This window comes from Burkholderia sp. BCC0097, assembly GCF_902832985.1.
Lineage (GTDB): Bacteria > Pseudomonadota > Gammaproteobacteria > Burkholderiales > Burkholderiaceae > Burkholderia > Burkholderia orbicola.
This window is the reverse complement of the sequence record NZ_CADFDM010000005.1, coordinates 221,727-246,782: the sequence shown is the minus strand read 5'-3', so window position 1 is coordinate 246,782 and position 25,056 is coordinate 221,727. Positions and strand designations below refer to the sequence as shown.

32 protein-coding genes are annotated in these 25,056 nt (G+C 66.9%); 3 read left to right on the top strand and 29 right to left on the bottom strand.

The genetic code is table 11. The annotated features are described in order from the left end of the window. Positions 1-261 precede the first annotated feature (261 nt). Positions 262-1,659, bottom strand: a complete 1,398-nt coding sequence (locus tag HWX07_RS18700) for an ankyrin repeat domain-containing protein (protein WP_175877290.1) — start codon at positions 1,657-1,659, stop codon at positions 262-264. Between the two features lie 266 nt (positions 1,660-1,925). Beyond that, complete coding sequence (locus HWX07_RS18695) at positions 1,926-2,189, bottom strand: hypothetical protein (protein WP_156814726.1); 264 nt, start codon at positions 2,187-2,189, stop codon at positions 1,926-1,928. Positions 2,190-2,833: 644 nt separating this feature from the next. Between HWX07_RS18695 and HWX07_RS18690 the strand changes: the two genes are divergently transcribed. After that, positions 2,834-3,595 (top strand): lecithin retinol acyltransferase family protein, encoded by a 762-nt coding sequence (locus HWX07_RS18690; protein ID WP_175877289.1) that lies wholly within the window; start codon positions 2,834-2,836, stop codon positions 3,593-3,595. Positions 3,596-3,993: 398 nt separating this feature from the next. On the opposite strand, the gene HWX07_RS18685 is transcribed toward HWX07_RS18690, so the two are convergent. The 26 genes from HWX07_RS18685 to HWX07_RS18560 all read right to left on the bottom strand — a co-directional run bounded on the left by HWX07_RS18685 (position 3,994) and on the right by HWX07_RS18560 (position 23,231). Next, a complete protein-coding gene (locus HWX07_RS18685) occupies positions 3,994-4,212 on the bottom strand; it encodes a hypothetical protein (protein ID WP_175877288.1) in 219 nt (72 codons plus the stop codon). A 357-nt stretch (positions 4,213-4,569) separates the two neighbouring features. Beyond that, complete coding sequence (locus HWX07_RS18680; RefSeq protein ID WP_175877287.1) at positions 4,570-5,391, bottom strand: helix-turn-helix domain-containing protein; 822 nt, start codon at positions 5,389-5,391, stop codon at positions 4,570-4,572. A 95-nt stretch (positions 5,392-5,486) separates the two neighbouring features. Next, the gene (locus HWX07_RS18675) at positions 5,487-6,209 is read right to left on the bottom strand and encodes a hypothetical protein (protein ID WP_175877286.1); all 723 of its coding nucleotides are present in this window, start codon (positions 6,207-6,209) and stop codon (positions 5,487-5,489) included. 84 nt (positions 6,210-6,293) lie between these two features. Next, positions 6,294-6,719, bottom strand: a complete 426-nt coding sequence (locus HWX07_RS18670; protein WP_175877285.1) for a hypothetical protein — start codon at positions 6,717-6,719, stop codon at positions 6,294-6,296. 459 nt (positions 6,720-7,178) lie between these two features. Further along, on the bottom strand, positions 7,179-7,442 hold the full coding sequence (locus tag HWX07_RS18665; protein WP_175877284.1) for a hypothetical protein: 264 nt from the start codon (positions 7,440-7,442) through the stop codon (positions 7,179-7,181). A 382-nt stretch (positions 7,443-7,824) separates the two neighbouring features. Beyond that, a complete protein-coding gene (locus HWX07_RS18660; RefSeq protein ID WP_175877283.1) occupies positions 7,825-8,592 on the bottom strand; it encodes a helix-turn-helix domain-containing protein in 768 nt (255 codons plus the stop codon). 103 nt (positions 8,593-8,695) lie between these two features. Further along, a complete protein-coding gene (locus HWX07_RS18655; RefSeq protein ID WP_175877282.1) occupies positions 8,696-9,490 on the bottom strand; it encodes a hypothetical protein in 795 nt (264 codons plus the stop codon). A 99-nt stretch (positions 9,491-9,589) separates the two neighbouring features. Next, on the bottom strand, positions 9,590-10,279 hold the full coding sequence (locus tag HWX07_RS18650) for a hypothetical protein (protein WP_175877281.1): 690 nt from the start codon (positions 10,277-10,279) through the stop codon (positions 9,590-9,592). Between the two features lie 387 nt (positions 10,280-10,666). Then, positions 10,667-11,071 carry a hypothetical protein gene (locus HWX07_RS18645; RefSeq protein WP_175877280.1) on the bottom strand — a complete coding sequence of 135 codons (405 nt, stop codon included), beginning with the start codon at positions 11,069-11,071 and terminating at the stop codon, positions 10,667-10,669. Positions 11,072-11,163: 92 nt separating this feature from the next. Then, entirely contained in the window at positions 11,164-11,382 is a 219-nt protein-coding gene (locus tag HWX07_RS18640; RefSeq protein ID WP_175877279.1) for a hypothetical protein, read from the bottom strand. A gap of 420 nt (positions 11,383-11,802) precedes the next feature. After that, positions 11,803-13,053 carry an ankyrin repeat domain-containing protein gene (locus tag HWX07_RS18635; RefSeq protein WP_175877278.1) on the bottom strand — a complete coding sequence of 417 codons (1,251 nt, stop codon included), beginning with the start codon at positions 13,051-13,053 and terminating at the stop codon, positions 11,803-11,805. Positions 13,054-13,136: 83 nt separating this feature from the next. Further along, positions 13,137-13,601, bottom strand: a complete 465-nt coding sequence (locus HWX07_RS18630; protein WP_175877277.1) for a helix-turn-helix domain-containing protein — start codon at positions 13,599-13,601, stop codon at positions 13,137-13,139. Positions 13,602-13,692: 91 nt separating this feature from the next. Next, entirely contained in the window at positions 13,693-14,418 is a 726-nt protein-coding gene (locus tag HWX07_RS18625; RefSeq protein ID WP_175877276.1) for a hypothetical protein, read from the bottom strand. A gap of 620 nt (positions 14,419-15,038) precedes the next feature. Further along, positions 15,039-15,689: a hypothetical protein gene (locus HWX07_RS18620; protein ID WP_175877275.1), complete on the bottom strand. Its 651-nt coding sequence runs from the start codon at positions 15,687-15,689 to the stop codon at positions 15,039-15,041. 94 nt (positions 15,690-15,783) lie between these two features. After that, the gene (locus HWX07_RS18615) at positions 15,784-16,182 is read right to left on the bottom strand and encodes a hypothetical protein (protein ID WP_175877274.1); all 399 of its coding nucleotides are present in this window, start codon (positions 16,180-16,182) and stop codon (positions 15,784-15,786) included. Between the two features lie 510 nt (positions 16,183-16,692). Then, positions 16,693-16,923, bottom strand: a complete 231-nt coding sequence (locus tag HWX07_RS18610; RefSeq protein ID WP_175877273.1) for a hypothetical protein — start codon at positions 16,921-16,923, stop codon at positions 16,693-16,695. Positions 16,924-16,988: 65 nt separating this feature from the next. Next, positions 16,989-17,177 carry a hypothetical protein gene (locus HWX07_RS18605; protein ID WP_175877272.1) on the bottom strand — a complete coding sequence of 63 codons (189 nt, stop codon included), beginning with the start codon at positions 17,175-17,177 and terminating at the stop codon, positions 16,989-16,991. A 420-nt stretch (positions 17,178-17,597) separates the two neighbouring features. Next, positions 17,598-19,211, bottom strand: coding sequence for an ankyrin repeat domain-containing protein (locus HWX07_RS36980; protein ID WP_105839685.1), 1,614 nt, complete (start codon positions 19,209-19,211; stop codon positions 17,598-17,600). Between the two features lie 202 nt (positions 19,212-19,413). Then, positions 19,414-20,232 (bottom strand): ankyrin repeat domain-containing protein, encoded by an 819-nt coding sequence (locus HWX07_RS18595; protein WP_105839686.1) that lies wholly within the window; start codon positions 20,230-20,232, stop codon positions 19,414-19,416. 66 nt (positions 20,233-20,298) lie between these two features. Further along, complete coding sequence (locus HWX07_RS18590) at positions 20,299-20,535, bottom strand: hypothetical protein (RefSeq protein WP_105839687.1); 237 nt, start codon at positions 20,533-20,535, stop codon at positions 20,299-20,301. A 135-nt stretch (positions 20,536-20,670) separates the two neighbouring features. Beyond that, positions 20,671-20,820 carry a hypothetical protein gene (locus HWX07_RS18585; RefSeq protein WP_175877271.1) on the bottom strand — a complete coding sequence of 50 codons (150 nt, stop codon included), beginning with the start codon at positions 20,818-20,820 and terminating at the stop codon, positions 20,671-20,673. Between the two features lie 94 nt (positions 20,821-20,914). Beyond that, a complete protein-coding gene (locus HWX07_RS18580; RefSeq protein ID WP_175877270.1) occupies positions 20,915-21,235 on the bottom strand; it encodes a hypothetical protein in 321 nt (106 codons plus the stop codon). Between the two features lie 42 nt (positions 21,236-21,277). Next, positions 21,278-21,817 (bottom strand): hypothetical protein, encoded by a 540-nt coding sequence (locus HWX07_RS18575; protein WP_175877269.1) that lies wholly within the window; start codon positions 21,815-21,817, stop codon positions 21,278-21,280. 58 nt (positions 21,818-21,875) lie between these two features. After that, positions 21,876-22,451: a hypothetical protein gene (locus HWX07_RS18570; protein WP_175877268.1), complete on the bottom strand. Its 576-nt coding sequence runs from the start codon at positions 22,449-22,451 to the stop codon at positions 21,876-21,878. A 146-nt stretch (positions 22,452-22,597) separates the two neighbouring features. Further along, positions 22,598-22,765 carry a hypothetical protein gene (locus HWX07_RS18565; protein WP_175877267.1) on the bottom strand — a complete coding sequence of 56 codons (168 nt, stop codon included), beginning with the start codon at positions 22,763-22,765 and terminating at the stop codon, positions 22,598-22,600. Between the two features lie 4 nt (positions 22,766-22,769). Further along, the gene (locus tag HWX07_RS18560; RefSeq protein WP_175877266.1) at positions 22,770-23,231 is read right to left on the bottom strand and encodes a hypothetical protein; all 462 of its coding nucleotides are present in this window, start codon (positions 23,229-23,231) and stop codon (positions 22,770-22,772) included. A gap of 479 nt (positions 23,232-23,710) precedes the next feature. On the opposite strand from HWX07_RS18560, the gene HWX07_RS18555 reads away from it, so the two are divergent. Next, complete coding sequence (locus HWX07_RS18555) at positions 23,711-23,941, top strand: hypothetical protein (protein WP_175877265.1); 231 nt, start codon at positions 23,711-23,713, stop codon at positions 23,939-23,941. 138 nt (positions 23,942-24,079) lie between these two features. Beyond that, positions 24,080-24,382, top strand: coding sequence for a hypothetical protein (locus HWX07_RS18550; protein WP_175877264.1), 303 nt, complete (start codon positions 24,080-24,082; stop codon positions 24,380-24,382). A 315-nt stretch (positions 24,383-24,697) separates the two neighbouring features. On the opposite strand, the gene HWX07_RS18545 is transcribed toward HWX07_RS18550, so the two are convergent. Then, the gene (locus HWX07_RS18545) at positions 24,698-25,015 is read right to left on the bottom strand and encodes a hypothetical protein (protein ID WP_175877263.1); all 318 of its coding nucleotides are present in this window, start codon (positions 25,013-25,015) and stop codon (positions 24,698-24,700) included. Between the last annotated feature and the right edge of the window lie 41 nt (positions 25,016-25,056).

The following is a 25,056-nucleotide window of genomic DNA, read 5'->3' as shown; positions in this document are numbered from 1 at the left end:
CGTGAACGAGCCCCGCTGTTCCATCTGCATGCGGTGTCGGGGGTGAGTGGGCCTTGTGCCCAGAGGTGTTGGCGCGGGTGCGGGGTTGGTGTTGGAGTGCGGGGGCCACCGGCCCCCGCGGGTTTCCATGGGACCTGATCGACCATACCCAGCAGCCAGGGGGTGCCGGGCGCCAGCCCGGCGAGCAGCAGCGAAACATGCCCGCTTGCAGCCCGGGCAGGCGAGGCCCGGGGTGTCGCGGTGGTCGTGCGGCCGGTGCGGTCAGCCCTTCGTGTTGGTCCCCGCTTGACCGTCAGCCAAGGCCTTGGCAGCGCGCTCAGCCTGTCGAGCGGCCTGCTTTTCCATACGACGCTGAGCCCACCGCCCGATGAACGTGGCCGGTGCCCATTCGCCCGCGTCTCGGGACTGTTCGGTGGCGAGCGGTGCAACGTTGGAGCTGGTGGTCACCAGGTCGTTGACCATCGGTGCGGGTGCCGGCGCGGGTGCCACGTCGGCCTCGCTAACCGGCGCGGCCGGTGCCGATGCCGGTTCGGCCGCCTGGGTGGACACGGTCTGCGCCGCTGCCTGGGCCTGAGCCTGCGCTTTCTGCTGAGCGTGGCGCGCGACCGCCTGCTCTGCCAGGCGCTCCGCCACCGTGCCGTCGATCGCCTGCCGGGTGTACTTGTTCAGCACCCGGACGTGCAACGTCCCGTCCGGTCCTTCTGTGGCGACCATGCTGCGGTGCTCGCCGTACTGCACGCCCTGCTCTTCGCACGCGCGCTCCAGCACCGCCACCGCGTCGGGGTGGTCGAGCACCCGGGCCAGGTCCAGCGGGGTATGGGGACCTTCCGGACGGTGGTGCGCCTCGGCTTCGAGGTCCGCCCCGTGGTCGACCAGGTGCTGCACGACCGGACCGTGGCCGCCGGCCGCGGCGAAGTGCAGCGCGTCCCGCCCGTCGTCCAGTTGCAGCTTGAGCAGGTCGTCCTCGTGGTTCACCACCAGGGCCTGGACCTGCACGAGGTCACCGTTTGCGCACGCGTCGAGCAGGCGGGAGAACCGTGCCTCGAGGTCGTCGCTCAGCTCGAGCCCGGTTTCTCCGTCGCCGGCCTGGTGCTGGTCCACCTCATGGTGTTCGGTCTGGCTCTGTGCGCCCACACCGCTGGCGATGCTCGTCAACGACCCGGTGAGCAGTTCGAGCGCCAGGTCCAGCTCGGCCGGGGTCGACGTGTTGCCGTCCTTCCGTTCGACGAGGGCGCTGCCGAGCAGTGCTGCCAGCAGCGGATCGCCTTTTGACTCCACCAGCTTCAACGGCGTGTTGCCCGCACGGTCGGGCGTGGACGGGTTGGCCCCATGGTCCAGCAGCAGCTTGGTGACCTCGAAGCTCCCTCCGTTCAGCGCGAACAGCAACGGGGTACGGTCGGAACCGGAGGCGCGCTCGGGTTGGTTGACGTCGGCCTGGGCCTGCACCAACGCATGCACGAACGGGACGCACCGGCCTTCCAGGTGGTGCATCGCCAAAGTGAGCGGGGTCCAGCCGGAATAGGCGGCGTTGGGATTCGCACCAGCTCCCATGGCGCTGGTGAAAGCGTTGAGATCGCCGTTGGCGATGGCCTGGTACAGCTCGACGTCCACCGCCGTGAAAGCGGTGGTTGAAGCGGTGGTTGAAGCGGTGGTGCTCATGCGGGGTCCCCGTGGTTCTGGCCTTTCGGTCTGCGGTTGCGGTCGTGCCGGTTATGCGTTTTGAATCGCCCCAGTGTCGGAGCAGTGGTCGTCCAGTGTGTTGACGGCCGACCAGCGCAAAACTGTACACCCGCGGCGTGGCCCAGGCGTGAAAACGCCCACCGTGGGGTGGGCGCTGCGCCTGGCTGGTCCGTGCATTGGCACGGGTCAACCGGTCGGGGTCAGCGGTGCTGAAACCCGCGGGGTGGCGCTCGCGCGTTCAGCGGTCACGCCTCCTTGAATCGGTCGAACCGAAAGTCAGGCCCCAGGGGGAGTTCGTCGCCGAACGTGTGGCGAGCGGGCCCGATCGAACCGAAATCCCAATCCCGCCGCCATTCCCCGGTCACACCGTCCCACTCGTACGCCACCCGTTCCCCGGAAGCGTTGACCCCGTGCACGCGGTTCTTGCGCGCGATCACGTTGGTCAGGCGGGCCACCTTCGGGTCGTCATGGTTGGGTTCTTTCAACTGCAACGCCGTACGCTTGCTCATCGTCCGTCTCCTCTGGTCAGCGCGAGCCTCGACGTGGACCCGCTCAGGCCACCGTAGCGGGTCGTGCAGGTTCGTCAAGCGGTCGGCCAGGGCCCGGAGGAGACGTGCACGACCTGGGGCTGGCGACGTACACGACCCGAGGGTGGAGACACCCGCGCCTGGTGGGGTGAGGCCGGATCCGCCCATGGGCCTGCGGTCGTGCGCGACCGGTGGTGGCCCCGGTGGACCGACGACCTGGTCCGATGGAGGGAGATGGTGCTGGTGGTCCTCGTGGTGCTGGTGCCGCTGGCGAGTTGGTGCCGCTGGCGAGCTGGAGTACGTCCACGCAGCGAGGAAACCCACCCGGAGGGTGGGCGGGGAACCCCGCCTCCGGCCCAGGGTGCGAAACGGAGCTGGCCCGCGCCGATCGGCGTCAGCACCGCCCTTGACCTGGGGCCACGGGCCCAGGGGTGTAGGGGTTGTCGATGGTCGCCGCGTTTTCCCCGGGTGCCCGCCTCTCCCCGCCTTTCCCCTCACCGCCCGGTCCGGTCGGCCACGCCTGGTGGTGCCCACCGCCCCGCGCGCCGTCGTGCTGTAAAGTTCAGCGGTGCGCTGCCGTAGAGCAGGGACCGACAACACGACCACGAACAAGCGAGAAGACCAGCATGAGCGACGACGAACGCCAGATTCGCGCCGGGGACCACCTGTGGGTGCAGCGCCTGGGCTACGAGCATCACGGCCTCGCCTCTGGGCGGGACACGGTCATCCATTATTCGGGAAAAGACGGGGTCTTCGACACGGGGGTGATCGAGGAGGTGCCGCTGTCGACCTTTGCCAAGGGCCGCAAGGTCCGTTTCGTCGACCACCCGGACCGTTTGCACGGGCGACTGGAAAGCGTTCGACGTGCCCGGCAACGCATCGGGGAGACCGAGTACAACCTGGTGTTCAACAACTGCGAGCACTTCGTGATGTGGTGCATCGAAGACAAGCACACGAGCGAGCAGGTCAACGACGCGGTCCGCACAACCGGGAACATCGCCGCTACTGCGATGATGTACCGCTGGTACCAGACCTGGGCGATGGAAGAGGCCATGGGCCCGACCGTCCGGGTCGCCACCCAGATGTTGAGCGCCGGGCGCACGGCGTCGACGGTGACCAGCGCGATGAACGCCGCGTCCGCCGCCCGTACCGCCGCCTCGCTGGCCCCCACGGTGAGCGCCGCCCTCACCTCGTCGGCCCCGGCCGCAACGACCGCGATCGCCAACGGTTTGACCGCGGCGGGCCTGACCGGCGTGGTCGGTGGTGCAGGTGCCGCTGCCGTGGGGATCGTGTCCGCCCCGGTGAGCATCCCGGTGGTGGCGGTGGCCGCCGGTGTCGGACTCGCCGTCACCGCCGTGAGCGCCATCTGGGACAGCATTTTCGATTGACCGAACAAGCGGGGCTCGTGCCAGGGCACCCGCTTACCCTGCCGCCTCACCACCCGGTCTCAATGGCACTTCCCCTTGCGTTTCCGTATCGGCCCCACTGGTAAAGCCTGCAGTCTTTCCACCTGGTGCACGTGGTTCTCGAATCCCCGCCGGTCCGATGGGCTCACCGGGACCGCCATCCGTCGTCCGTTGGGCGCCACGAGTTTTCCGTGTGTCTTGCCCTTCGTGTAGGTCCACCCCTGCTTAACCAGCCCTGCCACATGTCGGGCCAGGTCTTTGTCGTTCGAGTAGTGCGGTTTGCCCATGTTCGTGGTCCGTCCAGCGGAGCGGGACGCTCCGGTACGGACGAACCCACCGTTTTGCGGTGGGCCCTGGGCCTACGGTGGTGCTGGTGGTGGTCAGGCCATCGCCGCGCTGTACTCCGGACGGGTGTCGAGCACCGCACGGATGACGTAACCCTCCGCGAAGCTGTCGGACGTCAGCATCGCCGCGTCCAGCTCATCGACCGAGAGGCCCAGGCCCCGGACGATGGCTTCGAGCTTGCTGGGAGCCTCGGTGTAGCGATCGTCGTTGCTGGGGTAGAAGCGGAACATGTTCCAGGCGGGGATGGTGCTCATGGTGGGGTCCTCGGGGTGGTGGCGGTGCGTCGATCGCGCTGCCTATAAATCCAGTTTAGAGAAACGCTCTGACCCGTCAACGGTTTGACCCAGCGATTCACGGGGCCAGCCATTTGTATTTTTCAATGGTCTCGCCACCGCTATAGCAGCCGATCAGCCCGTGCCAGGGCACGGCCCAGAGGGTTGCGGTCGTGCCCCGCCCTGTGCCTTCGGCGAGGTTCGGGGTGGCCCGGGTCCGGTGTTGGAGTGCCGGGCGGAGCCCCGGCGGGGTTGGGGTCATGGGGCCCGGTTGTGCCCATTGCGACGCACCAACGACAAGCCCACCGTGAAGGTGGGCCCTGGGTGCAGCGGTTGCGCTCAGCAGGTCTGCTCGATGCGCTCTTTGGGATTGGGTCCCGGCCGCCTCGGCTTCTGCTTGAACGCGTCGAGATCCTCGGGCCGGACCAGTGCTCGCCCACCGACCTTCACCGTGGCCAGGCGTCGAGCTTTCACAAGCTGGCTTACCCATTGTTGCGACACGCCCAGCTCACGGGCAACGTCCGAGCCTGTCAGCAGGCCCGTCTCCAGCGCCGCACGCACCTCGGGCCCATTTACCATCGTGATACGTGACCTGAACTCGTCGAGGTCCACGCGCCGCACCAGACGGCGGCCACCGACCTTGACCGTGAGCAGTTCCCCTCTGTAAGCGTTGTCGTACACGATGCTTGCATTCACCCCCAACTCACGGGCCGCGTCCGCCATGGTCAACATGCCGGCCTTGGCCGCTTTGAACGCCTCCAGGTCCTCCCGCCGCACAAGCCGGTGCCCGTCGACCAACACCACCGGAAGGTTTCCGCGATTGACGTGATCCGCCACCGTTTGCGCCGCCACGCCTAGCTGTCGCGCGGCGTCCGCTTGGGTCAGCATCCCCTCGGCCAGGGCCCGGCGAACGTCCTCCCCCTGCGCCCGGGCCCTGGCCCTGTCGACGTCCCGGTTCCGTTTCCATTCGGATTCGAACGCGTTGAGATCGTCCCGACGCACCCAGTTACGTCCGTCCACCGTCACGGTCGCCAAGCGCCCCTTGGCGATGTAGCGATTCAGGCACGCGGGGGACATGCCCAACTTCCTGGCCGCTGCTGCCTTCGTCATCAGCTCGCTGCTGAAGGCGGCGTCCGGTTCTGCTCGGTTCGGTCTCGACATGCTGCTTCTCCAACGTTGCAGGGCTCGGGGCCCCGGTACCCCGAAACCCACCGTTTTTGCGGTGGGCCCTGGGGCAACGTTGGTGCAGCGGGTGGTCAGAGCCGCGACCGGGCACGGGCCCGCACGGGCTCCTCCACCTGAGCGGCGTCGAGCGCCTGGCGAAGGAGCCGCGCCTCGATGTCCGACACCATGGCCTGCAGGAAGGGTTTGCTCCGATGCCAGGTGACCGTCTTGGCGAGCCCGAGGTCAGCGCCATGCTTCGCCGCCAGGCTCGCGGCCTCGTCGATCCACGCGAGGTCGTCCTGCGTGAAGGTACGTTTGTGAGCCAGCACGCCGATCGACCTGGCCTGGTTCGGTCGGCACACGCACAGCAGCAGGACAAGCCACAACGGACCCTGCATAAAATCCGAGCCGTTGTCGTTGAGCCCCGGGGTAACGTAGAGGGAGGCCTCGCGATTCAGGTCGGTACCTAGGAGCGCCACCAGCTCCGGATAGACGTCAGGCTGGACGCCGTAGGTGTTCGCGACCCGCCAGACGGCGGCCACGGGGTCCTCGTCGCTCAGCGCCATGAGTTCACGGATGAACGCCGCACGACCGACCGGCGCCCGCACCATCCCGACCACTTGGTTCAGCCAGGTTTCCAGGTAGAACGGGAACCGCTCGGGCACCGCCGTCTGGTCATCGCCGGAAAAGCGCTCGATGATGGCGGCCAGGGCGTCGCCGTAGCGTCCCGCGTAGATCAGCGCCTGCACCAGGTTTTCAGCCTGTTCATAGCGCTCCCGACGGTCTTGCACAGCTTTCAGTTCATCGTTGGTCATGTCGTACTCCAAGGGGCCGGGAGGGATGGTACCCAGAATGCCGCGTTCCCGCGGCCCCTGGATCAACGTGGGTGGTGGTGCCGATCAGGCGGCCAGCTCCAGGCCCTCCTGCGCTTCGCGCTCGCCCGGAAGGTAGCCGTCCGCATCATACGGGCACGGGCCAACCGGCGCACCGCTCTGGAACGCGTCGAGCACGTCCAACAGGGTCCGGCGCACCGCTTGCCATTCCGGGGTGTCCGGCCACACGCGGGTGCGCTGCACCTTGGGTTCGAGCCACTTGCCGGACCGGCTGCGGACCAACGTCACGCGTTCCAGGCGGCCGTGCTCGTCCATGCCGTAGTCCAGCGACACGCCCAGGCCATCCTCGGCGCGCTCGACCACCTCCTCCAGGCTGGTCGCTTCGAACACGTCGCCGGTTTTTGCGATGAAACGGTAGAGGGCCTTCGTGGCCTGGCCCTTCTGAAACGTGAAGAGCTTTTGCGGGTTGCTGTGCGGGGTGGCGGTGGTCATGAAGAACTCCGTGGGTGGGGTGGTGGCGGTGCGTCGATCGCGCTGCCTATACTTCCAGTTTACGAAAACGCTCAACTCAAGCAACACCGGTAAGCGGGATTTATGCGGTAAGAACGCAGAAACTTTGTGCTATCGGACGAACGGTCGACCCTCGCCGATGAACGGTTGATCCACCTGGTGGAGCCGTGCCGTGGCCCATGCGAAAAACGGGGCTCGCGCCCCACCCGCCCCTCCGGGCCATCACCTCGCGGTCACCGCCTTCCTCCACCTCCTGGCCTGGGCCCGCCACCTCCGCGTGCGGTGCGGTGTTCGGGCTATCTCCCTGGAGCCCCGCGCCCATCCGCTTCGCGGGTCCGGGGTCGAGTGGGCCTTGTGCCCAGGGTTTGGTTTTCCGATCGCGGCGCTGGTACGCCAAATCCGGCGCAAAAATGCACCGGATTACATTCAAGATGGGGACGATCACACGGTTACGGGTCGGGCGGGGTATTCCTTGGCGAGAACCTTTTGGCGAGCAGCCCCGACTTTTTCATGCCAGGCGTCCATGGCTCGAGCCTGATCGCGAAGGCGTTTGGTCTCTGCTTTGCACTGCTCGGCGCGCATACCCAAGGCCGTCGAAAGATTGATCAGCTCCTCCCCGGTGCGAGTCGTGAGGTCGTCGTTCAGCGCAAGGGCGCCAAGCTCCCGCCAATCCAAGGTGGCGAGGTAGTCTTCGGTGAAGGTCATAAGGGGTCTCCGGGGGTCGGGTTGTGGCGATGCGTCGTTGCGCGCTGCCTATAAATCCAGTCTACAAGACCACACACCTTTAGCAACGGTTTGGCGAGCGACGAAGGCAGAAACTTCGTGCTATCGGACGAACGGTCGACCCTCATCTGGCAATGGCCTCTCCGATTGGCGGAGCCGTGCCTTGGCACATCGGGAAGCCGTTCCCGTTCCCCGCCTTCCTCCACCACCTGGCCTGGGCCCGCCACCTCCGCGTGCGGTGCGGTGTTCGGGCGATCGCCCTGATGCCCCGCTCCCGTCCGCTCCGCGGGTCCGGGGTCGAGTGGGCCCTGTGCCCAGGGTTTTGGTGTTCGCGCTGGTTCTAGTGGTCCCCGCCCCCCCAGGTTCAGCCCTTGGCCTGGGCCGCCTTGTCGCGCTTGCGCTTCAGCGCCTGGACCGACTTGGCGGGGTAACGCCAGTACCGCCCGATGCGGACCCGGTCGAGCTGGCCCCGCTCGGCGAACCACGCGATGGTGCTGCGGTCGGCAACGCCCAAGACCTCGGCCGCCTCCTTCGCGCTCAGGGTGCCCGGAACGTGGCGGTCCTGCTTCGCGCGCTCCGCGAGAAAACGGTCCAGCTCGACCTGGTGGAACCGGCGCCGGCCGTTGGCGTCGACGAACGCCGTCAGCTCGCCCCGCTTCACCGCGTCGTTCAACGTGTTGAGGTGACGGAGCGGGGAGTTGACCTGCCCCAGCGAACAGTACCGCGCGGCCTGGGACGCGGTCAGCCCCTCGCGCTGCACCGCCAAGGTCTTGGCATGCGCCGCAATGCTCTTGCGCGCGAACGACCACCGCCCCCCGTCGTCCAGGGCCCCGGCCAGCACACCACGCTGGGCCCAGTCGCGGACCGTGGTGGTCGCCACCTCGAGCAGCGCCGCCGCCTCGCGGGCCCCGACGCGGGCCGTGTCGGCGGCTCGGGCCTTGTGGCGGTCCAGCTCCGCCACCGGGACGAACCATGCGCCCCGGGCGTCCTGCAGCCCGTGCAGGTGGCCCACCTGAATCTTGCGCCAGACCGCCGCCTTGCTCGACGCGGCGAGGCCCAGGTGTACGGTGGCGTCGGCCAGCCCGAGGCAGGGCTTACCGTTGACGGTGGTGGGGGTCGCGCGTGCGGTCATGGTCGGTCTGTCTCCTGCGTGAAGCGTAAAGGGTAAGGCATGGGCCTCGTTACGCCAAAACCCGCGTTGCCGCGGGCCCTGGGCTGAACGTGTTGGCGACGTTTCACGCGTACCGGATGCGGGTGGGCCGGTGGGTGATCCCCACCTCGGTCGTCCAGAAGTCGTCGATCCCCTGTTTCGAGAACCACATGCGTTCGCCGGTCGGCTCCCGGACCATGAGGCAGGCCAGTGCGCCCTGGTCCATCGCCTGACGGACGAACTCCACCGATACCGACATGTAAGCCGCCGCTTCCACCAGCGTCCAGACGTCCGGCAGGGGCCGGGGCAGCGCCGCGTTCAGCTCGAACGCGACAATCCCGTCGGTGGCGGTCGCGATCATCCGCTCGATCAGGTCCTTCTTGAAACTGGCGATCTGCGCGATCGGCTCCAGCCGGTCGCTGTCGTCCTCCTCGGTGTTCGTGTCCATGAAGTCCTTGTGCTCCTGAACCATGGTCAGCGCCAGCTCGGACAGCGCGTCGCCGAGGGTGAAGCGACAGTCCAGGGCTTCCGTCATCGAGCCGCTGGGCTGGTACGGGGCCACGTCACCCTGCTCGTTCCGCTGGAACCAGACGTCGAAGTTATGCCCGCCGGCGGAAGCGACAACCACCGCGATGGGCTGCTCCACCGCGTCGCCGCTCTCGTCGATGGTCGACAACAGCTTGAACGAAACGCTTTTCAGGATCGATGCCCCGGTACGGCCGTAAGCGCGGAGGTCCTGGTAGATGCCACCGAACGCGAGGAAGGTGAAATGCGTGTCACCGCTGGACGTCGCCGCTTCGCCGAAATGATCAGCGCGGATGGCGGAAGAATAAATGTTGCGCATTGCGCCTTTGCGCGTGCGGTCTGGTCGGTCGAACATGGTGGTTGCCCCTCCTGGCACTGGGCCGCACCGTGCGAGCCCTCGTACGCCAGAACCCGCGTTGCCGCGGGCCCTGGGCTGAACGTTGAGGGTCGGTCCTTACGGGAGAACCACGTCGGTGTAAAGGGTGTCCAGCGTGCCGGCGACCTCGACCACGGGGACCTCTGCCGCCTTGCGGAGCGCTTCCAGGCCGACGCCCGTTCTGGACTTGATCCGCTTGTAAGCCTTGGTCATGTCGGTGAGCAGGCCGTCGAGCATCTCCTGCGGGACCCGCTTGATCGCCACCAAGTGGGCGATGGCGCGGACCTTGTTGAGGTGGTTCACCACCTGCGTGTGAGTTTCGAGCAGGGCCCGGGCCAGGGTGTCGGCCACCATGTCGCGTGCTGCCTTGTCGCCGGTGGCTTCGACCGCGCGGACCACGTTCACCAGGCGCTCGGCGCGCTCCTTGCGGGCCTCCACGTCGTCCTTGAACGCTTCCCCGGCTTTGTCGTTGATTCGCCAGTCGATGTCGTGGCGGGGGCCGGTGCCCAGAACCTTGTCGAGTGCGGCGTTCAGCGCGGCGTAGCCGCTCTTCTCGTCCTCCTCGATCGCCGGGCAACCGTTGCCGGCTTGCCGCTTGACCATGACCAGGTGGTCCACACCGTCGACCGTGACGGTGACGAACGCCGTGGCGTCGAACTCCATGCGCATCGTTTCGCTGTAGCTGTGGTCGTGGGCGATGGCAACGCAGTAGACGCTGCTGCGGATAGCGCTTTCGAGTTTTTCGAGGGGGTTGGTCGTGATGGTCATGGCGGAACTCCGGGGGTGGGGTGATGGCGTTGCGTCGTTGCGCTCTGCCTATAAATCCAGTCTACAAAACCACACGACTTTAGCAACGGTCCAGCAACGGTAAGAACGCAGAAACTTCGTGCTATCCGACGAACGGTCGACCCTCGCTGCTGGTGTGGGTTGGACCGTGCCATGGCACACGCGGAGCGCCACACCATCAGGTGATCGGGGCCCCGCTTCGTTCCGCGGACGGTGTCCGGGGTGGCGCTGTTCCGCCGTTGAAGTGCCCTGGGCCGCAAGGCCCTCCGGGTTGGTGGTCGCGGGTCCCGGGTGCGACGTGATGGCCCGGACCCGGTACACCAAAAGCCCCGTTGCCGGGGCCCCTGTGGTGGATGGTGACGGCCGGGGTCAGGCCGCTCGTTGCAGGCGAGCTGCCATTGCCTCGCGTGCCGCGTCGTGCAGAAAACCTTCCAGGATTTCGATGGCCCAGCCCACCTTCAGATCCACGCAGGTCAGCAGGACGCGACGGAGACGGCGGAAGAACGGGGCGTCCCATTCGGCCTCGATGCGGGTGTTACCAGCGGGCGAGCAATGCACGGGAACGCTGAACGTGCGATCGCGAATCGGCACGTTGAAGGTGACCACGTTGGCCTTGATGCTCACCACCATAACGGAGTTCAAGACGGCGTTGAGGAGGGGGTGGTAGATGTAGTTCGATTCCGCGTACTGGTTCTCACCGCCCACCGTCCAGGTGCCATGGCGGGGAAGGTAGTAAGCGCTGCGGGATTTGTAACTCTCGTCGACGACACGCATGTTGAACTCCAGGGGTGGGGGTGTTGGGCGCTAGGCCCGGTACCCCAAAAGCCCCGTTGCCGGGGCCCCTGGTTCAACATTTTGAGGTTTGGTCAGGCGGCTCCGGACTGGACATCCACCCATTCGCCGTGCGGTTGCAGCTCTTGATCGACAGCCAGGAGGTAGCCGTTTGCGTACACGGCGTCGAGCGTGGGCATCGGTTCGCCCAAGGTGGCTTCAGCGTCGTTGATCGCCTCAACGCGGGTAACGCCTTGACCGTACACAACGTCGTTGAGTCCGTGGAAGCGATAGAGGGTGCGGGTCTTGGTCATGATGAACTCCTTGGGGTGGGGTTTGGCGGTGCGTCGATTGCGCTGCCTACACTTCCATTCTACAAAAACCATTACCTCAAGCAACGCCGGTAAGCGGGATTTATGCGGTAAGAACGCAGAAACTTTGTGCTATCGGACGAACGGTCGACCCTCGCTGCCGGCTGGTGTTGGCCCGTGCCAGGGCACATAAAAAACGGGGCTCACGCCCCGTCGCAACCCCGGTCCTCCGGCCACCCTCACCACGCACCGCTGCACCCTGCCCCTCGGGCCTGGGCCCCGCTTCGTCCGCTGCGCGGTGACGGGGCGGAGTGGGCCTTGTGCCCAGTGCTTTTGACGTTGCCGTTTCGCCGGTTCCGTTTTTTTCACCGCACCAGGGGCCGCCCGCTCCTCCACGGTCAGCCCCTGGCCCCTGCCCCCGGTTCAACCCAGCGCTCGCGCGGCCTTGAGCACGTCCCGGGTCCCGGCGTCCTTCGCGAGGTCGGACGCGGTCTGCCCGTCGTAGCTTTTGCGGTCCGGCCGTGCCCCGAACGCGATGAGCTGCAGGACCACGTCCCGGTGGCCCTGCTCGGCCGCGTGGTGCAGCGGGGTGAGGCCGAACTCGTCGACCGCGTGCACGTCCGCCCCGTGCGCGAGGAGCAGCGCCGCGCCATGCAGGTGGCCCCGGCGGGCCGCGTGGTGCAACGGGGTCTCGCCGTTCGGGGCCCGCCCGTCGATCGTCTCGAGGGGTGCGTAACGCAGTCGGTCGGCCAGGGCGCCCCGGCTCTTCTTGAAGACGAGCACGTGCAGGTCGGACAGGTCGTCGCGGCACACCGGCGTGCCGCGCCGCACCGCGAATCCGGTCGGCGAGACCGGGTCGGGCACTGTGCGCGTCGCCTGAATGTAGCTCTCGCCGTTCTTCCTCGGTCGGTTCGGCCCGGCGTACACGGGGCGCTCTGGGTGCGCCACGGGCGCGAGGTCCACCGCCGGAGCCTGGGCCTCGACCGTGGGGGCCTGTGCCGGAGTTCGTGTCTGGACCGTGGGCGCCACGATGGGCGCAGGTGCCGTGGGAGCGATCGTCGGCGTGCTGGTGTCGGCCAGGGCCGGAGCGATGCTGGCCTCGGGTTCCGTCGAGTGCCCCTGGCCCTTGCCCTTGCGTGCCCGCTGGACGGTGTCAAGCTCGGCCCGGGTCAGGTAAATCTGCAGGCCGAACTTGGTGGGCTTGATGCCGTTCTCACGAAGCAACCGGTAGACGGAATGCTCGGTGGTGAGGCCCAGCACCCGCATCGCCTGCTTAACGGTCATGACCTCCTGCGGGTTCGCCGGGAAGCGGATCGCACGGAACGCCTCGAGCGTCGCGCGGAGGATGAACCGCCGCCCGCCACGTTTCACCGTCGTCAGGCGGCCTTTCTTGACCAGGTTGCAGACCGACGCGGGCGTGAACCCCAGCTCGTGCGCCACCTGGGCCTGCGTGAGCAGCTCGTCATCGCCCGCGGGCGCCGGGTGATACCGGGCCAGGAACGGGTGCCGGTGCTTCGTCTGGGTCGGCTTAGGCAGCGACGCCGTCCCGCCCATCGTTCCACCAGAGCCACCCAGCAAGGGCTCACGGCCGCCGTACAGGCGGTGGTTGACCTCGACCTCTGGAAGGCCCAGCGCTTCGGAAAGGCCTCGGTAATCAAGTTCACCGGAAAACATGGGGTACCTCATGGGGTTGGTTGTGGTACCCAAAAACCAGCCCTGGTCGGACTGGCCCTGGCCCCCAGAGGTGGTGGTCCCGATCAGTGCCCGTCGCGGCGCTGCTTGAACGCGTCGAGGTCGGACCGTTGCACCAGGCGGCGGCCGGCGACGGTCACCGTGACCAGGTTGCCCCGATGGACGTGGAAATGGAGCAACTGGCGGGACATGCCCAGCTCACGTGCCGCGTCCGCCGGGGTCAGCAGGCCCTGGGCCTGGGCGTCACGAATCGTCTGCAGGCGCTGCCGTGCCGCGAGAAAGCTCTGCCGCCGTGCCTCCCGCGCGGCCTTGTCAACCTGTGCCTTGGCACGGGCCTGCCGCAACGCTTCGACCGAGGACGGGTCAACGTGGTGCTTCGAGCGCTGGGGGCCGCTGGACGGGTCCGGATCTGGGTTGGCGGCCAAGGTCAGCACGCCGGCGCGGAGAAACTGCATCACACGTCCGTCGCTGACGGCCAGGGCCTGGGCCGCTTCTTTGACGGTCAACGGGGTGGACGGTGCGGTGGTCATGGGACGGCTCCGGTTCGATGGAAGCCCAGGGGCTTGTACCGCAAAGCCCACCGGTGAGGGTGGGCCCTGGTCGAACGGTGGAGCCTGGTGGTCAGGCGTAGATCTCGCCGCTCTCGTAAGCCTCCCGTTCCGCGCGTTCTTCCTGGCGGATCGCCTGCCGCTCTGCGTAGCGCCGGTAGACCTCGGCCGGTTCGAGGTGGAAGTGGAACATGTCGGCCTGGCCGGCATCGCACCAGACACCATCGTTGTTCTTCGCTGACACGTCGAAACGGAGCAGGTTGGCGAACTTTTCGGTGCTGTGCTCGAACACCAGAACAGCCCGTTCGCTGTCCAGGCCCACCACGTTGCCGTTGGCGTCCACGCCGAACTCGGGGGTGATCACCAGCTCAGCCGCGCGCTTCGTGTCGTAATCGGCCTGCTCGGCCTCCGCCACCTGAGCGATCTTCTGGTCGATCGCGAGGCCCAAGTTGAACGCTTCGGTCGACAGACGGTAGTCTTCCGGGTTGCGCTCGAACATGTCCAGCACGTCGTCCGCACCTTCGTCGTTGAACTCGTCGTTGTACTCGCCGGTCAGCTTCATGACGGCAACGTAGACGGCGACGATACCGCAACCGTCGTCCGGTGCGCGTTCCACCTCACCGTCCGTGCCGCGCTCATGCACGACGGTGTAGGTCGTGCCGTCGATGGTCACGTCGACGTAGACGTTGGTGCTGTAGACCTCCGGATCGTGTTCGTCGTCGAACGTCTCGATGTCGTTCAGCTCGACGCTGGCGAGGATTGCGTCTTGCACGTCTTGGGTCAGGGTGGTGACGGTCATGATGAACTCCTTGGGGTGGTTTTGGCATTGCGTCGATCGCGCTGCCTACATAGTTATCCTCTCGTACCAACGACCTCTAGTCAAAGGTTTGGGGCATGACGAAACAAGGTATTCTGTTGTTTTTCCAATGGTATTTTTCTATGCCGTCGATCCCGCCTATAGCGTTTATTAACATGTGCCGTGGCACGGCTAAAAACCATACTCACGGTGCAGACCGGACTCGGTCCAGGATCACCGGATCACTGTCCAGGCCCGGGCCAGGTGATGACGCCGGAGCCTGGACAGGCCTCAGACGCCCTCCCCGTCTGGCTCCCGTTCATGGTTGTCCAGGTGTCCAACAGAAAGGGAGGTACGGGGCCCGTGTGTGCTGGTCGAGCCATGGCCCCGCCGTCGGACCTGCGGCTCCCGCTGCACCAGGTGGTTTTGACCCGGACACCTGGACAGCCCGGACCCGCGGGGAGCTGCCCCTTGCCCCGCAAGGCGTTTAGCTCTGCCCGTTGTCCAAGGTGTGCGCCACGGGCGCCCGGACAGCAACGCCCCGCTGCCCGGACAAGAGCCCGGCCGTGCCCCGCTGCGCGGTGCCGGGTGGGGTTGCCTTTGCCTTTGATCGGACCGGGCCGTTAGGCCCCCGGGTTGGTGTTGGCGCCGGTGCGGGGTTGACGCTTCGTGTACGGCTTGCGCGGTGGCTTGAGCCATGCGTTCAGCACCGCCTGCACCACCAGGGCGTCCGGTTTCCTGTCGTGTTTGTAGAGCCAGGCCTCGTGGAGCAGGTCGCGCAACGGCACCCCGTTCAGGACGCGGTCCCGGCACCCCACGCTTACGAGCAGGTGCGCGGTGAACAGCACGTGCTGCTCGTGAAAGTACCCGGTCGCCGGGTGCAGCGCGCCCAGGGCCTGCACCAGCTCGACCAGCAGGCCGTCCAGCTCGGGCCGCTGGACCATGGCCCGCGGGGTGATGCTGCGCCAGACGTCGACCACCTCGCGGTCGCTGGGTGTGTCGGGCATCAGCGCGAACACGTGCTCCGGCAGGCGGTACCCGAGGTCGAAGCGCTGCGTGGTGCCCGTGCCCGCTTCGAGCAGCCGGAGAACCGTGGGCGCGTCGAACGTGCGCACCGCCGCGACGATTCGGGCCCGGTGCCCCTGCGCCCGGTCGATCGCCGCTTCCAGCTCCGTGAGCGCGGCCCGCGTTTGCTCGGCGACGCGTTGCGTGTCGTGCACGGCCTCGGCCGGCGGAAGGACGGGGAAAGGACGTGGGACGTTGGTGGTGCGCATGGCGGGTCCTGGTTTGGTCGTGGTGGGCTCGAGCCCCGGTGGTACGCACGAACCCGCGTTGCCGCGGGCCCAGGTGAACGGTGGATGGGGTGGCTTACAGCTCGGAGCCCTCGAAGCCCCAACGAACCTCTCCGCCGTCGCGCTTGACCACCAGCGCGGTGTTTTCCCATTCGGCACGGTCGCCCAGGTCGTCCTCGGTCACCGGGTATTCCGCGTTGAAGGTCGACACGAAAAACGGTTCGTTGACGAACCCGTTTTCCATGGCGTGGATGACGCGGCGGACTTGCGAGGTCTTGAGGTCGCCTTCGTTGCTCTCGAGCGTGTTCTGCGTAACAGCGTGGATGACGCGCGGGTCGGTGTTGGGGAACAGCTCGCCGACGAGCGCGTAGAACTTGTTGTTCCACAGCAGGGTTTCCCGGTCGTAGGGATTGGCAGCTTCCGTGTTGGGGAACTCGCCTTCGATCTGGTCAATGGTCAGGGACGTGATGGTCATGATGAACTCCTTGGGGGTGGGGATTTGGCGTTGCGTCGATCGCGCTGCCTACATAGTTAGCTTCTCGTACCAACGACCTCTAGTCAAAGGTTTTGGGCATGACGAAACAAGGTATTCTGTTGTTTTTCCAATGGTATTTTTCTATGGCAAGCTAGGTCTCTATAGCAACGGTTAGGCCGTGCCCATGCACCCCTTAACACCGACACCCGGCTGCATCCGCGCCCGCACCAACCCCGGTCCCTCCGGGCCGTTTCTGCTCCGCAGCGGTGAGGTGGGCGCGATGACACGCTGACGTGGACGTGGTCCTCCTCCGCCACCTGCCCTGAGCCCCGCCCCTGCCCCTGGCGCCGTTCGGGGTGCGGTGATCCCGCCTTTGGAGTGCCGGGCCTCCGGCCCCGGCGGGGTTTCACCGGGCCCCAGCACCACCACGCGCCGGCGCACTGGACGTCCTCTGCGCCGTACAGCAAAAAGCCCGCCGATCGGCGGGCCCTTGTGCCAGGCGTCCAGCGGTTACGCGCGCTCGACCTTCACGCCGCCGCGGGGGCCACGCTCGAGCACGAAGTCGGGGTACTCAACCACCTCCTCCATGGTGTCGGCGATGTGGATGGAGGCGGTGATCGACTGGCCGTAGCGGTCCAGTTCGTCGGACGTTTCGCGGAACGCTGCGATGGCGTCGGCCTTGGTGCCGTGCTTCACGGCGTCCTCGAGGTAATCGGCGCCCATGCGAAGAAAGTAAGCCATCGTGAATCTCCTGTTGGTTCGGTTGGTGCAGGCCCTGGCCCCAGGGCGCTGCGGTTCGGGTTCGGTCAGGCGTTGCTCACGCGGACGTTCCACCACTGGCCGGCGGTGAAACTCATGAGGATTCGCGCGCCGTTGAGCACCACCTCCCGGGTGTCGCCTTCCCCTGCTGTTCGCTGGTGAGCCTCGGGGGTGCGGGGGAACGCCGCGGTCTGGCTGTTCGGGGTGGTGGTGCTGCGGGTGGTGGTCGTGCCCATGGTTTTGCCCTTCCTCGTCGTTGTTGCCGTGTTCGCTGGAGCCGCCTCGACGCGTGGTCAGCGAGGCCCAGGTCAACGTGCAGGGGCAGGACCGGAGGCCGCACGCCCGACCGGAGGGAGGGACCGGGTGAGGACCTGGCGAAGCGAACCCTTGCGCGGTGTACGGGCTGAGCTACGCGTCGAAGAAGAGGCGGACCGGGGAACACGCAACGGGGTGAACGACGGGCCCAGGACGGCACGGCCACGACGGTTCCCGCAGCATCAGCACCACGGCACGGGCGCGGTCGCCCGTGCGCTTCGGAGCCCGTGCGCTTCGGAGCCTGGCGACGCTGGACGTGGAATGAGGAAAGGCCCCGGGTGGGGCCTTGGAGGTGTGCCAGGGCACGGAGGTGCCTCGGATCCGGTGGATGGGTCGAGCGGTCAGAGCCGACGCCGCGCCGCGCGTGCAGGGGCGGCCGGAGCCTCGTCGGCCACTGCCCGGAGGATCCTGGCTTCGTACTCTCGGCAGTACGCCTCGACGGTCGGTGCGTACGTACCCCCTTCGACCCCGGCGAAGTCGCCGATGACCGTCATGGGGTCGAGCCCGGCCGCCACAAGCCGCTCGAACAGTTTGAAATGACCGTGCATGACCGCGTAGTGCCCTGCGTTCCATCCGCCGCCCAATCCGTCGTCGCTCTGGAGGTGCAGGTCGGCGCCCGCAGCGAGCAACACGTTGACCGTGGCCAGGTAGCCCGCGCGTGAAGCATTCATCAACACCGTCATACCGCTGGAGGCCATTTCGTTGACGTCCGCCCCGTGCGCGAGGAGGTACGCCACCAGCTTCGCGGTGTTCGTGTCGCTGAGGTACGGCTCGTCGGTGATGGTGGTCAGCAGCGGACCGGAGCCCAGGAAACTGGTGCTGAGGTTGGTGTGGGCCGGATTCGCGCCGGCCTCGATCAACCGTTCGATGTGCGGCTGGGAACGCCAGGTCCCGTCGAACAACCGGTTGAACGCCTCCTGCGTGCGCCCCGGTCGCCGCGGGTGCCGCGCACGGTACGCCTGGACGGCGTGGAGTTGCTGGGTGAACCGGTGCTCCGCCCAGGCCAACGCGACGGCGCGGTGAGCGGCCTTGCCCTGCTGCTTCCACCCGCGCTTGCCGTTGGGAAGCGCCAGGATCGAGTTGACCGTGACGCACCTGGGGAGGTGGTGAGCGAGGATGTCGAGCACGCGCCAGGCATGGGCCACGTCCAGCGGTTTCGCCAGTTCGTAGAAGCGCACGGTCTCGTCTCGTTTGACGTGGTTGAACGTCTGGCGCGGATCGCCGCCGGCCACCTGCCCGAAGATCTTCCACCAGAGGGGCGTGGCGTCCCGGGTGGTCCCGTCGATGCCGAACGTCACGTACGCGCCGGAACTAATGCCATCCCGAGCCACGGCGGCCCGGATCAGCGCGTCGAACATCGCCTCATGCCCCTGCTGGACCAACGGCGAGGCCTTCGCCAAAAAGTCCGCGAGGTCATCGCCCTTGCGGTACGTGGTGTCGACCGCCTCCACCATGCGGTCCACCTGGGCCCGGGCCTCGGGCGGGAGGTGGACCGCGAACCTTTTGCTCCGGGACGGCGGTGCCGGAGGAACGAAGGCCTGCAGGCGCGCGTTCCAGTCGTCCCACATCGCGTTGGCCTCGGCCAGGGTCACGTCGCGAGAGAGCCGCTGCTTCATGGCCGTGTACAGCCGGTCGCGCTCCGCGAAGGACAGCGTTACGGTGCCGCAGAACGGGAGAACGTCAGCCCCAGCCAGGAACGCTTCACCGTGGGCCGCCTCGCACGCGGCGCAGGTCCACACGTACTCCTGCTCTTGCTCGTAAGCCATGGCGGCGCCGCACGACGGGCATGGCGGGTTCAGGTGGGGCGACGCAACGTGGACATCGCCTTCGTGGTAGTCCTTTTCCTCCGTTCGTTCGGCCCGAGCGAAACGGATCATGTGGATGCGCTTCTCGCTGCCGGGCGGTTCGTTCCGGAAATCGGCGGACGTGCGAAGCTGTTGTGCGTTGACGCTCATGGGTGGCTCCCCTCCTGGGCTGCGGTCGATCGTTCTGATTTCGATCGTTCTGATTTAGCGGGTGCTGGCCCGCCGTCAAGTCGTGGTGGTGGAACGGTGAGTCAATCCGGGAGCCGTGCCAGGGCACGGACCGGGACGGGCCAGCCCAATGAAGCGGATGCGAGCCCGGTGCCTTTGACGTGGCCTCAGCCCCCGCTTTGCTTTACAGCCTTCGGCGTGCGGAGGTCGGCACCTCCCGTCCTGCGAGTTCGGCGTCCGCGACCGCGCACAGTAAGGCCCTGTCGCGGACGTTGAGTGCATGCAGCCGTTCCCACACAAGCTCCAGCGCCGGCGCGTACACGGGTCCCCAAAGCCGATCATCATCGACGACCTTACGCCCGGACTTGTCCGGATGTCGCGGATCCGCGCCAGCGTCGAGCAGCCAACGCACCACCTCGACGTCCTCGCTCCAGACCGCCCAGGCGAGTTGGTTGGCCCATTGCTCCTGATCCTGGTTCTTCCCCGCACCGCGGTCCAGCAGCAGCCGCGTGACCGACCTGGTCACATCTGCGGTGTGCCCGTACGCCTGGTGCCGGAGCAGCACGTGGTCCAACGGCGTTTGGCCGATGGGATCCCGTCCGTCCATCGGGAAGCCCACGTCAAGAAGCGTTCGGTAAATGGCCAGCGTATGCGGGCCCTCCTCGAACAGCGCCAACGCCAACAGATCCCCATAGCCGAACTTGTCGACACCCATCGAGGACTGGACGTTCAGTGCGGCCCCTGCTTCCGCAAGGACGCGCACGGTCCCGTCGTTGTCGCTATGCCCCTCCGACCAGGCCAGGACGGCCGACCAGATTGGGGGAAGCCCGACGGCGTTCTTTGCATCGACCGGGACCCCGCTGACCAAAAGCGCGCGGACCCGTTCGATGTCGCCGGTTCGGGCCGCTTTGTGGAGTTGGTTGGCGAGGCGGAATCGTGGGTGAATGTGTTCGGCAAGTGCGCGCCGACGGTCAAGCTCGTGGGGGTTCAGGGTGGTGGTCATCGTGGGAACCTCGTTGGGTGCCTCGCTTCAAAAGGCCCCCTCTCGTTAGCGTCCGCCGAAACTGAATCAGTTCGGGGTGGCGACGTACGCCGTCAAGGCGACCATGTAGCCCACGCCATCAGGGTGCTTGGGGAGGTACGCGAAGGCCGTGAGCACGTGGTCGTGGAAAACCGCCTGGCCCGCCACCGCGCCGTCGAACAGACCAACCGTGACCGCGAGCCATGCCGCGTAAAGGACGTTGAGCGCTTCGACGGGGAGCAGGGCCGCGAACTGGATGAAGTGGGACAGGACGAGAAGGGACATGGAAGGACTCCGTGGTGGGTGGTGGTGGCGCTCCTCCGCGCCACCTCATGGTTGAACGTAGCGGGATTCACGGGCTCGTCAAGCGTTCGGCCGGCCCTTTAGTCGATCGGTCGACCCGTGCCAGGGCACGGACCTTCAGAAGGTCACGACGGTGAGCTGCACCTGCCCGGGCCCCTGGCCCTGCGTGCGGTGCTCGACGGTGGGTGGTGCGCTCGCGCTGCAGGTGGGGTCCCGCTGGTCCGTCGACACGCTGCACGCGCTGAGCACGGTGACGGACACGGTCATGGTGGCCCGGGCCTCCTTCGCGTGAACCGGCCCCGCTGCGACGAGCAGCAGGGCCAGCAGCGCATGGGCCAGGGGGTGCCGCGCGGGTCCGCCGTTACGCGTGCGCACGGGAGGCCTTGCCCTCGCCCGGGTCCCAGAACAGCAGGGCCATCAGCGTGGCGAACACCGCTAGGCCCAGGGGGATGCCGACGCACCAGATGGGGCCGGCGTTGTTGGGCCAGCCCAGGGTATGGTCGCTCACCAGCGCGCGGACCACGATGCCCGGTCCGACCGCCAGGCTCAGACCCACGCCAGCCCCGACCATGTACGAGAGCACCGCCGAGGCGAGCACGGTCAGGCAGACGGGGCACAGGAACGCGACGAGCGTCAGCACGCACGCGCCCCCAAGAAACAACTGCATCGGATCGAACACCATGGGCTCCTCCTCCCGGTTCGGCTCTGGCCTGTGGCCTCCGCTTTACGGCTTCGGGTCGTAGACGATGCCGTACTCCGCCCCTTCCCCGTTCTGGTCCGGCGGGACCACGACGATGTAACTGTCTTTGAGCACGTCGTGCCACTCCTGGACGCCGTTGTGGTCCGTGAAATCCGGCAGGCCCACGGTCTCGCTCGTGCTGTCGCTGAACACCTTGGCGTACCGCGCCTCGGCAAACGAGAGGATCACCCCGTCGATCGTCCCGTTGTGCGTGGTGACGTCGGTTGCGCCGAACACCAGGCGGCCGGCCCCGTCCTTGACCGGCGGGAGCCCGTGGACCTCTGCGGTGCCGTACCCGTCGATCTCGGGGGCCGTCAGCACGCACGGCGCGGTGGCGGTCGACGGATCGCCCTTGCACTCGTGGAACGACGTGATGCGCACGCCCATGGGGACGCCGTTGAGCGTCAGGTGGCCGTGGGCGTCACGGTCCAGCAGGCGCAGGGACGGGTCCGAGGGAGCCGCGTGCGCCGTGCCGAGGGTCAGGCCGGCCAGGGCCAGGATGGTGGTGAGGATGCGCTTGCGCATGATGGTGGAGGTCTCCTGTGGTTGGGCGGTTGGAATCGAACGTCAAGCGTTTGGAGCGTCAGTCCCGGTAGAGGCTGATGGACGTGGTGTCCAAAAGAACGGTCTGGTCCTGGGCAACGTCCCAACTGGTGTAGTCATCCCTCACCCGGGTCGGGGCGCCGAGTACCTGGCTGGTCTGAAGGAACGTGGCATAGGCCGAGGCTCGGGTGGTGTAAGCGGTCACCTCCTTGATGACCGTGGAGTCGATGTTCGTGGTGACCGTCATGCTCGTCACCGTCGGATGACCGTCATCGTCCTTGCGCGCCCCGAAGCCGTACACGTCCGCATTCAGCTCCTTGGACCCATCGTAGGTACGCGTCAGCGGCGTGTGGCAGAGGGACGTCGCGCTCTGCGGGTCTCCCTGGCAGGCCGGCATGGCGTCGTCCAGAGGCACCCCAAGGGCAACCCCGTTCAACGTCTTGTGACCGTCGCTGTCGTGCCCGATCAGCGCTTCACGGACGGTGTGGTTGCTGTGGTCGCCGTTGACGGCGTGCTCGATGGTCCCGACCAGGAGCACAGCTACGAACACGAGCCCGAGGCCAATGAGGATGCCTTCCGTAACACTGACGACCGCTTTTGGAATGTAGATCTGCACGATGGGTCTCCCCCTGTATATGGCGTTGAAGTGGTCCTGCTCTGTCCCTAACCTAGCGGGTCTTGCACGCTGGTCAAGCCCCGCCGGGTGTTTTTTAGCTGTGCCATGGCACGGTCACGCCGAAGCGATCAGGGCCCGGGCCGTGGTCAGAGCCGTACCCTCGGTCGCCGCGCCTGCTCCTCCTGCACCAGGGCGGCCAGGGCCTCGCGCTCGGCGTGGATCTGGTCCGCCCGGTGCGCGTCGTGCTCCGCGAGGATTCCTGCGAAGCCCTGCTGCAGGTCGTCGTTGGCGAGGAGGTCGGCCGCGGTGGTCATCGGGTCAGGCCGCTTCGAGCACGGGTTGAGCGAAGGCCTGGGCCGCGCGTTCCGCAACGCCGTCCAGGCGCGCGAGGATCTGCGCCGCGAACTGGCCCACGGGGCTGGTGCGGCCGGAGCCGCGGAGGTAGTGGTACTCGAGCTGGTCCTCCTGGTGACCGTCGCCCTCGAACCGGAAGCGCTCGCCAAACATGAGCGTGAGCTGGAACAGAACCCAGGCCAGGCCGCTCTCGTCCGCCGGTGCCCGCGACACGCGGCCCTGGTCGTCCGTCTGGTAGGTGACGCCGTAGGTCTTCCCGCCGATCGTGAGGGTGGTCTCGATGCTCAGGCGCGTGGCGTTCAGGGTGAACACACCCCCGTCGTCGTACCCGTGGTCGCGCTCGTCAGCGGGGACGGCGATCGAACGGGCCCAGGCCAGTTTGGCACTGGACAGGATGGCTTGAAGCTCTTGCGGGTTGGTCGGCATGGTGGGTCTCCAGAGGGCTGGGCTTGGCGGTTCGCGTGCCCTATCCATTCAACCTAGCGGTTCGATCGGGGTGTGTAAAACGCACCTGTCATAAACTCGGGCCCGCCTGCCTGGTTCCCCGATGGTATTTCTTCATCGGGTACGGCGAGGCTATAGCATGGAGCCGTGCCAAGGCACGGGTTGAGGTCGGGCGGGTACGCGGGAGGAGAACCGGAGGATTCAGGCGGGAAAGGCGGTGCTGACGCCCAGGGTGCGGAACGCGAACGATGGCCCAGGCCCACGGCGCGCAGCGGGGTTCCCTGCCCTTGCCTCCGGCGGGTTTTGATGTTGGCGCCTGGTGCCGGCTTTTGCCCGTGAGGGTCTTGCCAAGCCCGTAAATGCTGCTAGGTCTTGAGGTAGGTGCTCGGTGGCTCCCCACCGACGTCATCGGACCCGCCCATCCGTCGCACCGTCCCGGGCTCACGCAATGGGAGGAGACCATGCTCAACGTTTTGTCCTCGCTCGACCACCTTCTGAACCTGGTGCTGCCCTTCGTGGCCGTGGCGCTGTTCGTCCTGTTCACCGTGCTGAACGTCGTGAAGCAACGCCGGGAGCGTGAGCGCCGCGAGGCGGCGATGCTGGCCGCCCTGGCGCAGGCCCGGTCGAACCCGGCGCAGAACGAGGCGCGCGGTTTCATGGGGATCCAGGCCCGCGTCAACGTCCCGTTCTGATCGCCGATCGAGCGATCGTCCAGCGGCCCACCCGGGCCGCTTTTCGCTGGTCACGCCGCCGTGTTGACTTGTCGCCAGGACCCGCTAGGTACAGGGAGACGGCCCCACGGGGGGCCACCCACTGGAGGAGATAAGCCCATGCTCGCATACGTCGGAATCGTTCTGGCGGTCATCGCCGGACTGTTCGTGCTGGTCACCGCGTTCGGCGTGTTCCTGAAACGCCTGAGCGACAAGCGCCAAGCACTCGAGGCCCGTGCCGCGCGTGCTGCGTTCGACGCAAAGACCGCCCGTGTCAACGCGGACGTCGAGGCGGCCAAGGCCACGAACGCCCAGGCCAAAGCTGCGGTGGCTGAGGCCCAGCAAGGCATGGCCCAGGCCCTTGCCGATCACGAGGTCGATGGCCGGCCGATCGTGATGGGCAAGTACGACCCGCGCCACTGAGCGGGAGGGATGCCACCATGTGCCGCAGAGCCCGCAAAACTGTTCTGATGGAGGTCGACGCCGCGATCCTGGACGAACTTGTTCGTGCAGGATTGGGGGAAGATCGTCTATCCGTCGTCTCCAACTCCCTGCAGTTCTCCATGCTCCTGATCCGATTCGCGGACAAAAACGGGTGCGTCCACGTGCAGGAGCATGACGCTAACGGTGAGCCCACGAGGATGATCCCGGTGCATGCCTTCGAGGTCTAATCTCGCCTTCTTGCCCTGAATCGACAAGCGGCCCACCCGGGCCGCTTCGTTTTGCTGCTGGTGTTGCTCACCCGTGGCACGGGCACGGGTCCCCCCGCTCGTTGTTGCAGCCCGAGCAGTTCTGCATGTCCACCAGCTCGTCGTAGCGGTTCCAGCCGTCGAGCCATTCGCGTTTCAGTTCGGGGACGTCCGCGAAAAACGCGGGCACGGGGATGTCCTCCCCGGTTTCGTGCGCGCGTGCTGCGTCTTGCGAGCCCAGGGCCTGGGCGTCGACCAGCGGGGACCAGGTCTCGTCCTCGCCGTCAGGGTTGCCGATGAGGGCGAGCTTCGCGAGGACGTACTCGCACCGTGCGTTGAGGTAAGGATTCGTGCTGGTGTAGGCCATGATGGGGATCTCCGGATCTGGTGGGTGGCGCCCCGAAACCG

Excerpts from the sequence above, each read along its gene's own strand:
- HWX07_RS18700 (WP_175877290.1), bottom strand. The coding sequence starts at position 1,659 with ATGAGCACCACCGCTTCAACCACCGCTTCAACCACCGCTTTCACGGCG.
- HWX07_RS18695 (WP_156814726.1), bottom strand. The coding sequence starts at position 2,189 with ATGAGCAAGCGTACGGCGTTGCAGTTGAAAGAACCCAACCATGACGAC.
- HWX07_RS18690 (WP_175877289.1), top strand. The coding sequence starts at position 2,834 with ATGAGCGACGACGAACGCCAGATTCGCGCCGGGGACCACCTGTGGGTG.
- HWX07_RS18685 (WP_175877288.1), bottom strand. The coding sequence starts at position 4,212 with ATGAGCACCATCCCCGCCTGGAACATGTTCCGCTTCTACCCCAGCAAC.
- HWX07_RS18680 (WP_175877287.1), bottom strand. The coding sequence starts at position 5,391 with ATGTCGAGACCGAACCGAGCAGAACCGGACGCCGCCTTCAGCAGCGAG.
- HWX07_RS18675 (WP_175877286.1), bottom strand. The coding sequence starts at position 6,209 with ATGACCAACGATGAACTGAAAGCTGTGCAAGACCGTCGGGAGCGCTAT.
- HWX07_RS18670 (WP_175877285.1), bottom strand. The coding sequence starts at position 6,719 with ATGACCACCGCCACCCCGCACAGCAACCCGCAAAAGCTCTTCACGTTT.
- HWX07_RS18665 (WP_175877284.1), bottom strand. The coding sequence starts at position 7,442 with ATGACCTTCACCGAAGACTACCTCGCCACCTTGGATTGGCGGGAGCTT.
- HWX07_RS18660 (WP_175877283.1), bottom strand. The coding sequence starts at position 8,592 with ATGACCGCACGCGCGACCCCCACCACCGTCAACGGTAAGCCCTGCCTC.
- HWX07_RS18655 (WP_175877282.1), bottom strand. The coding sequence starts at position 9,490 with ATGTTCGACCGACCAGACCGCACGCGCAAAGGCGCAATGCGCAACATT.
- HWX07_RS18650 (WP_175877281.1), bottom strand. The coding sequence starts at position 10,279 with ATGACCATCACGACCAACCCCCTCGAAAAACTCGAAAGCGCTATCCGC.
- HWX07_RS18645 (WP_175877280.1), bottom strand. The coding sequence starts at position 11,071 with ATGCGTGTCGTCGACGAGAGTTACAAATCCCGCAGCGCTTACTACCTT.
- HWX07_RS18640 (WP_175877279.1), bottom strand. The coding sequence starts at position 11,382 with ATGACCAAGACCCGCACCCTCTATCGCTTCCACGGACTCAACGACGTT.
- HWX07_RS18635 (WP_175877278.1), bottom strand. The coding sequence starts at position 13,053 with ATGTTTTCCGGTGAACTTGATTACCGAGGCCTTTCCGAAGCGCTGGGC.
- HWX07_RS18630 (WP_175877277.1), bottom strand. The coding sequence starts at position 13,601 with ATGACCACCGCACCGTCCACCCCGTTGACCGTCAAAGAAGCGGCCCAG.
- HWX07_RS18625 (WP_175877276.1), bottom strand. The coding sequence starts at position 14,418 with ATGACCGTCACCACCCTGACCCAAGACGTGCAAGACGCAATCCTCGCC.
- HWX07_RS18620 (WP_175877275.1), bottom strand. The coding sequence starts at position 15,689 with ATGCGCACCACCAACGTCCCACGTCCTTTCCCCGTCCTTCCGCCGGCC.
- HWX07_RS18615 (WP_175877274.1), bottom strand. The coding sequence starts at position 16,182 with ATGACCATCACGTCCCTGACCATTGACCAGATCGAAGGCGAGTTCCCC.
- HWX07_RS18610 (WP_175877273.1), bottom strand. The coding sequence starts at position 16,923 with ATGGCTTACTTTCTTCGCATGGGCGCCGATTACCTCGAGGACGCCGTG.
- HWX07_RS18605 (WP_175877272.1), bottom strand. The coding sequence starts at position 17,177 with ATGGGCACGACCACCACCCGCAGCACCACCACCCCGAACAGCCAGACC.
- HWX07_RS36980 (WP_105839685.1), bottom strand. The coding sequence starts at position 19,211 with ATGAGCGTCAACGCACAACAGCTTCGCACGTCCGCCGATTTCCGGAAC.
- HWX07_RS18595 (WP_105839686.1), bottom strand. The coding sequence starts at position 20,232 with ATGACCACCACCCTGAACCCCCACGAGCTTGACCGTCGGCGCGCACTT.
- HWX07_RS18590 (WP_105839687.1), bottom strand. The coding sequence starts at position 20,535 with ATGTCCCTTCTCGTCCTGTCCCACTTCATCCAGTTCGCGGCCCTGCTC.
- HWX07_RS18585 (WP_175877271.1), bottom strand. The coding sequence starts at position 20,820 with ATGACCGTGTCCGTCACCGTGCTCAGCGCGTGCAGCGTGTCGACGGAC.
- HWX07_RS18580 (WP_175877270.1), bottom strand. The coding sequence starts at position 21,235 with ATGGTGTTCGATCCGATGCAGTTGTTTCTTGGGGGCGCGTGCGTGCTG.
- HWX07_RS18575 (WP_175877269.1), bottom strand. The coding sequence starts at position 21,817 with ATGCGCAAGCGCATCCTCACCACCATCCTGGCCCTGGCCGGCCTGACC.
- HWX07_RS18565 (WP_175877267.1), bottom strand. The coding sequence starts at position 22,765 with ATGACCACCGCGGCCGACCTCCTCGCCAACGACGACCTGCAGCAGGGC.
- HWX07_RS18560 (WP_175877266.1), bottom strand. The coding sequence starts at position 23,231 with ATGCCGACCAACCCGCAAGAGCTTCAAGCCATCCTGTCCAGTGCCAAA.
- HWX07_RS18555 (WP_175877265.1), top strand. The coding sequence starts at position 23,711 with ATGCTCAACGTTTTGTCCTCGCTCGACCACCTTCTGAACCTGGTGCTG.
- HWX07_RS18550 (WP_175877264.1), top strand. The coding sequence starts at position 24,080 with ATGCTCGCATACGTCGGAATCGTTCTGGCGGTCATCGCCGGACTGTTC.
- HWX07_RS18545 (WP_175877263.1), bottom strand. The coding sequence starts at position 25,015 with ATGGCCTACACCAGCACGAATCCTTACCTCAACGCACGGTGCGAGTAC.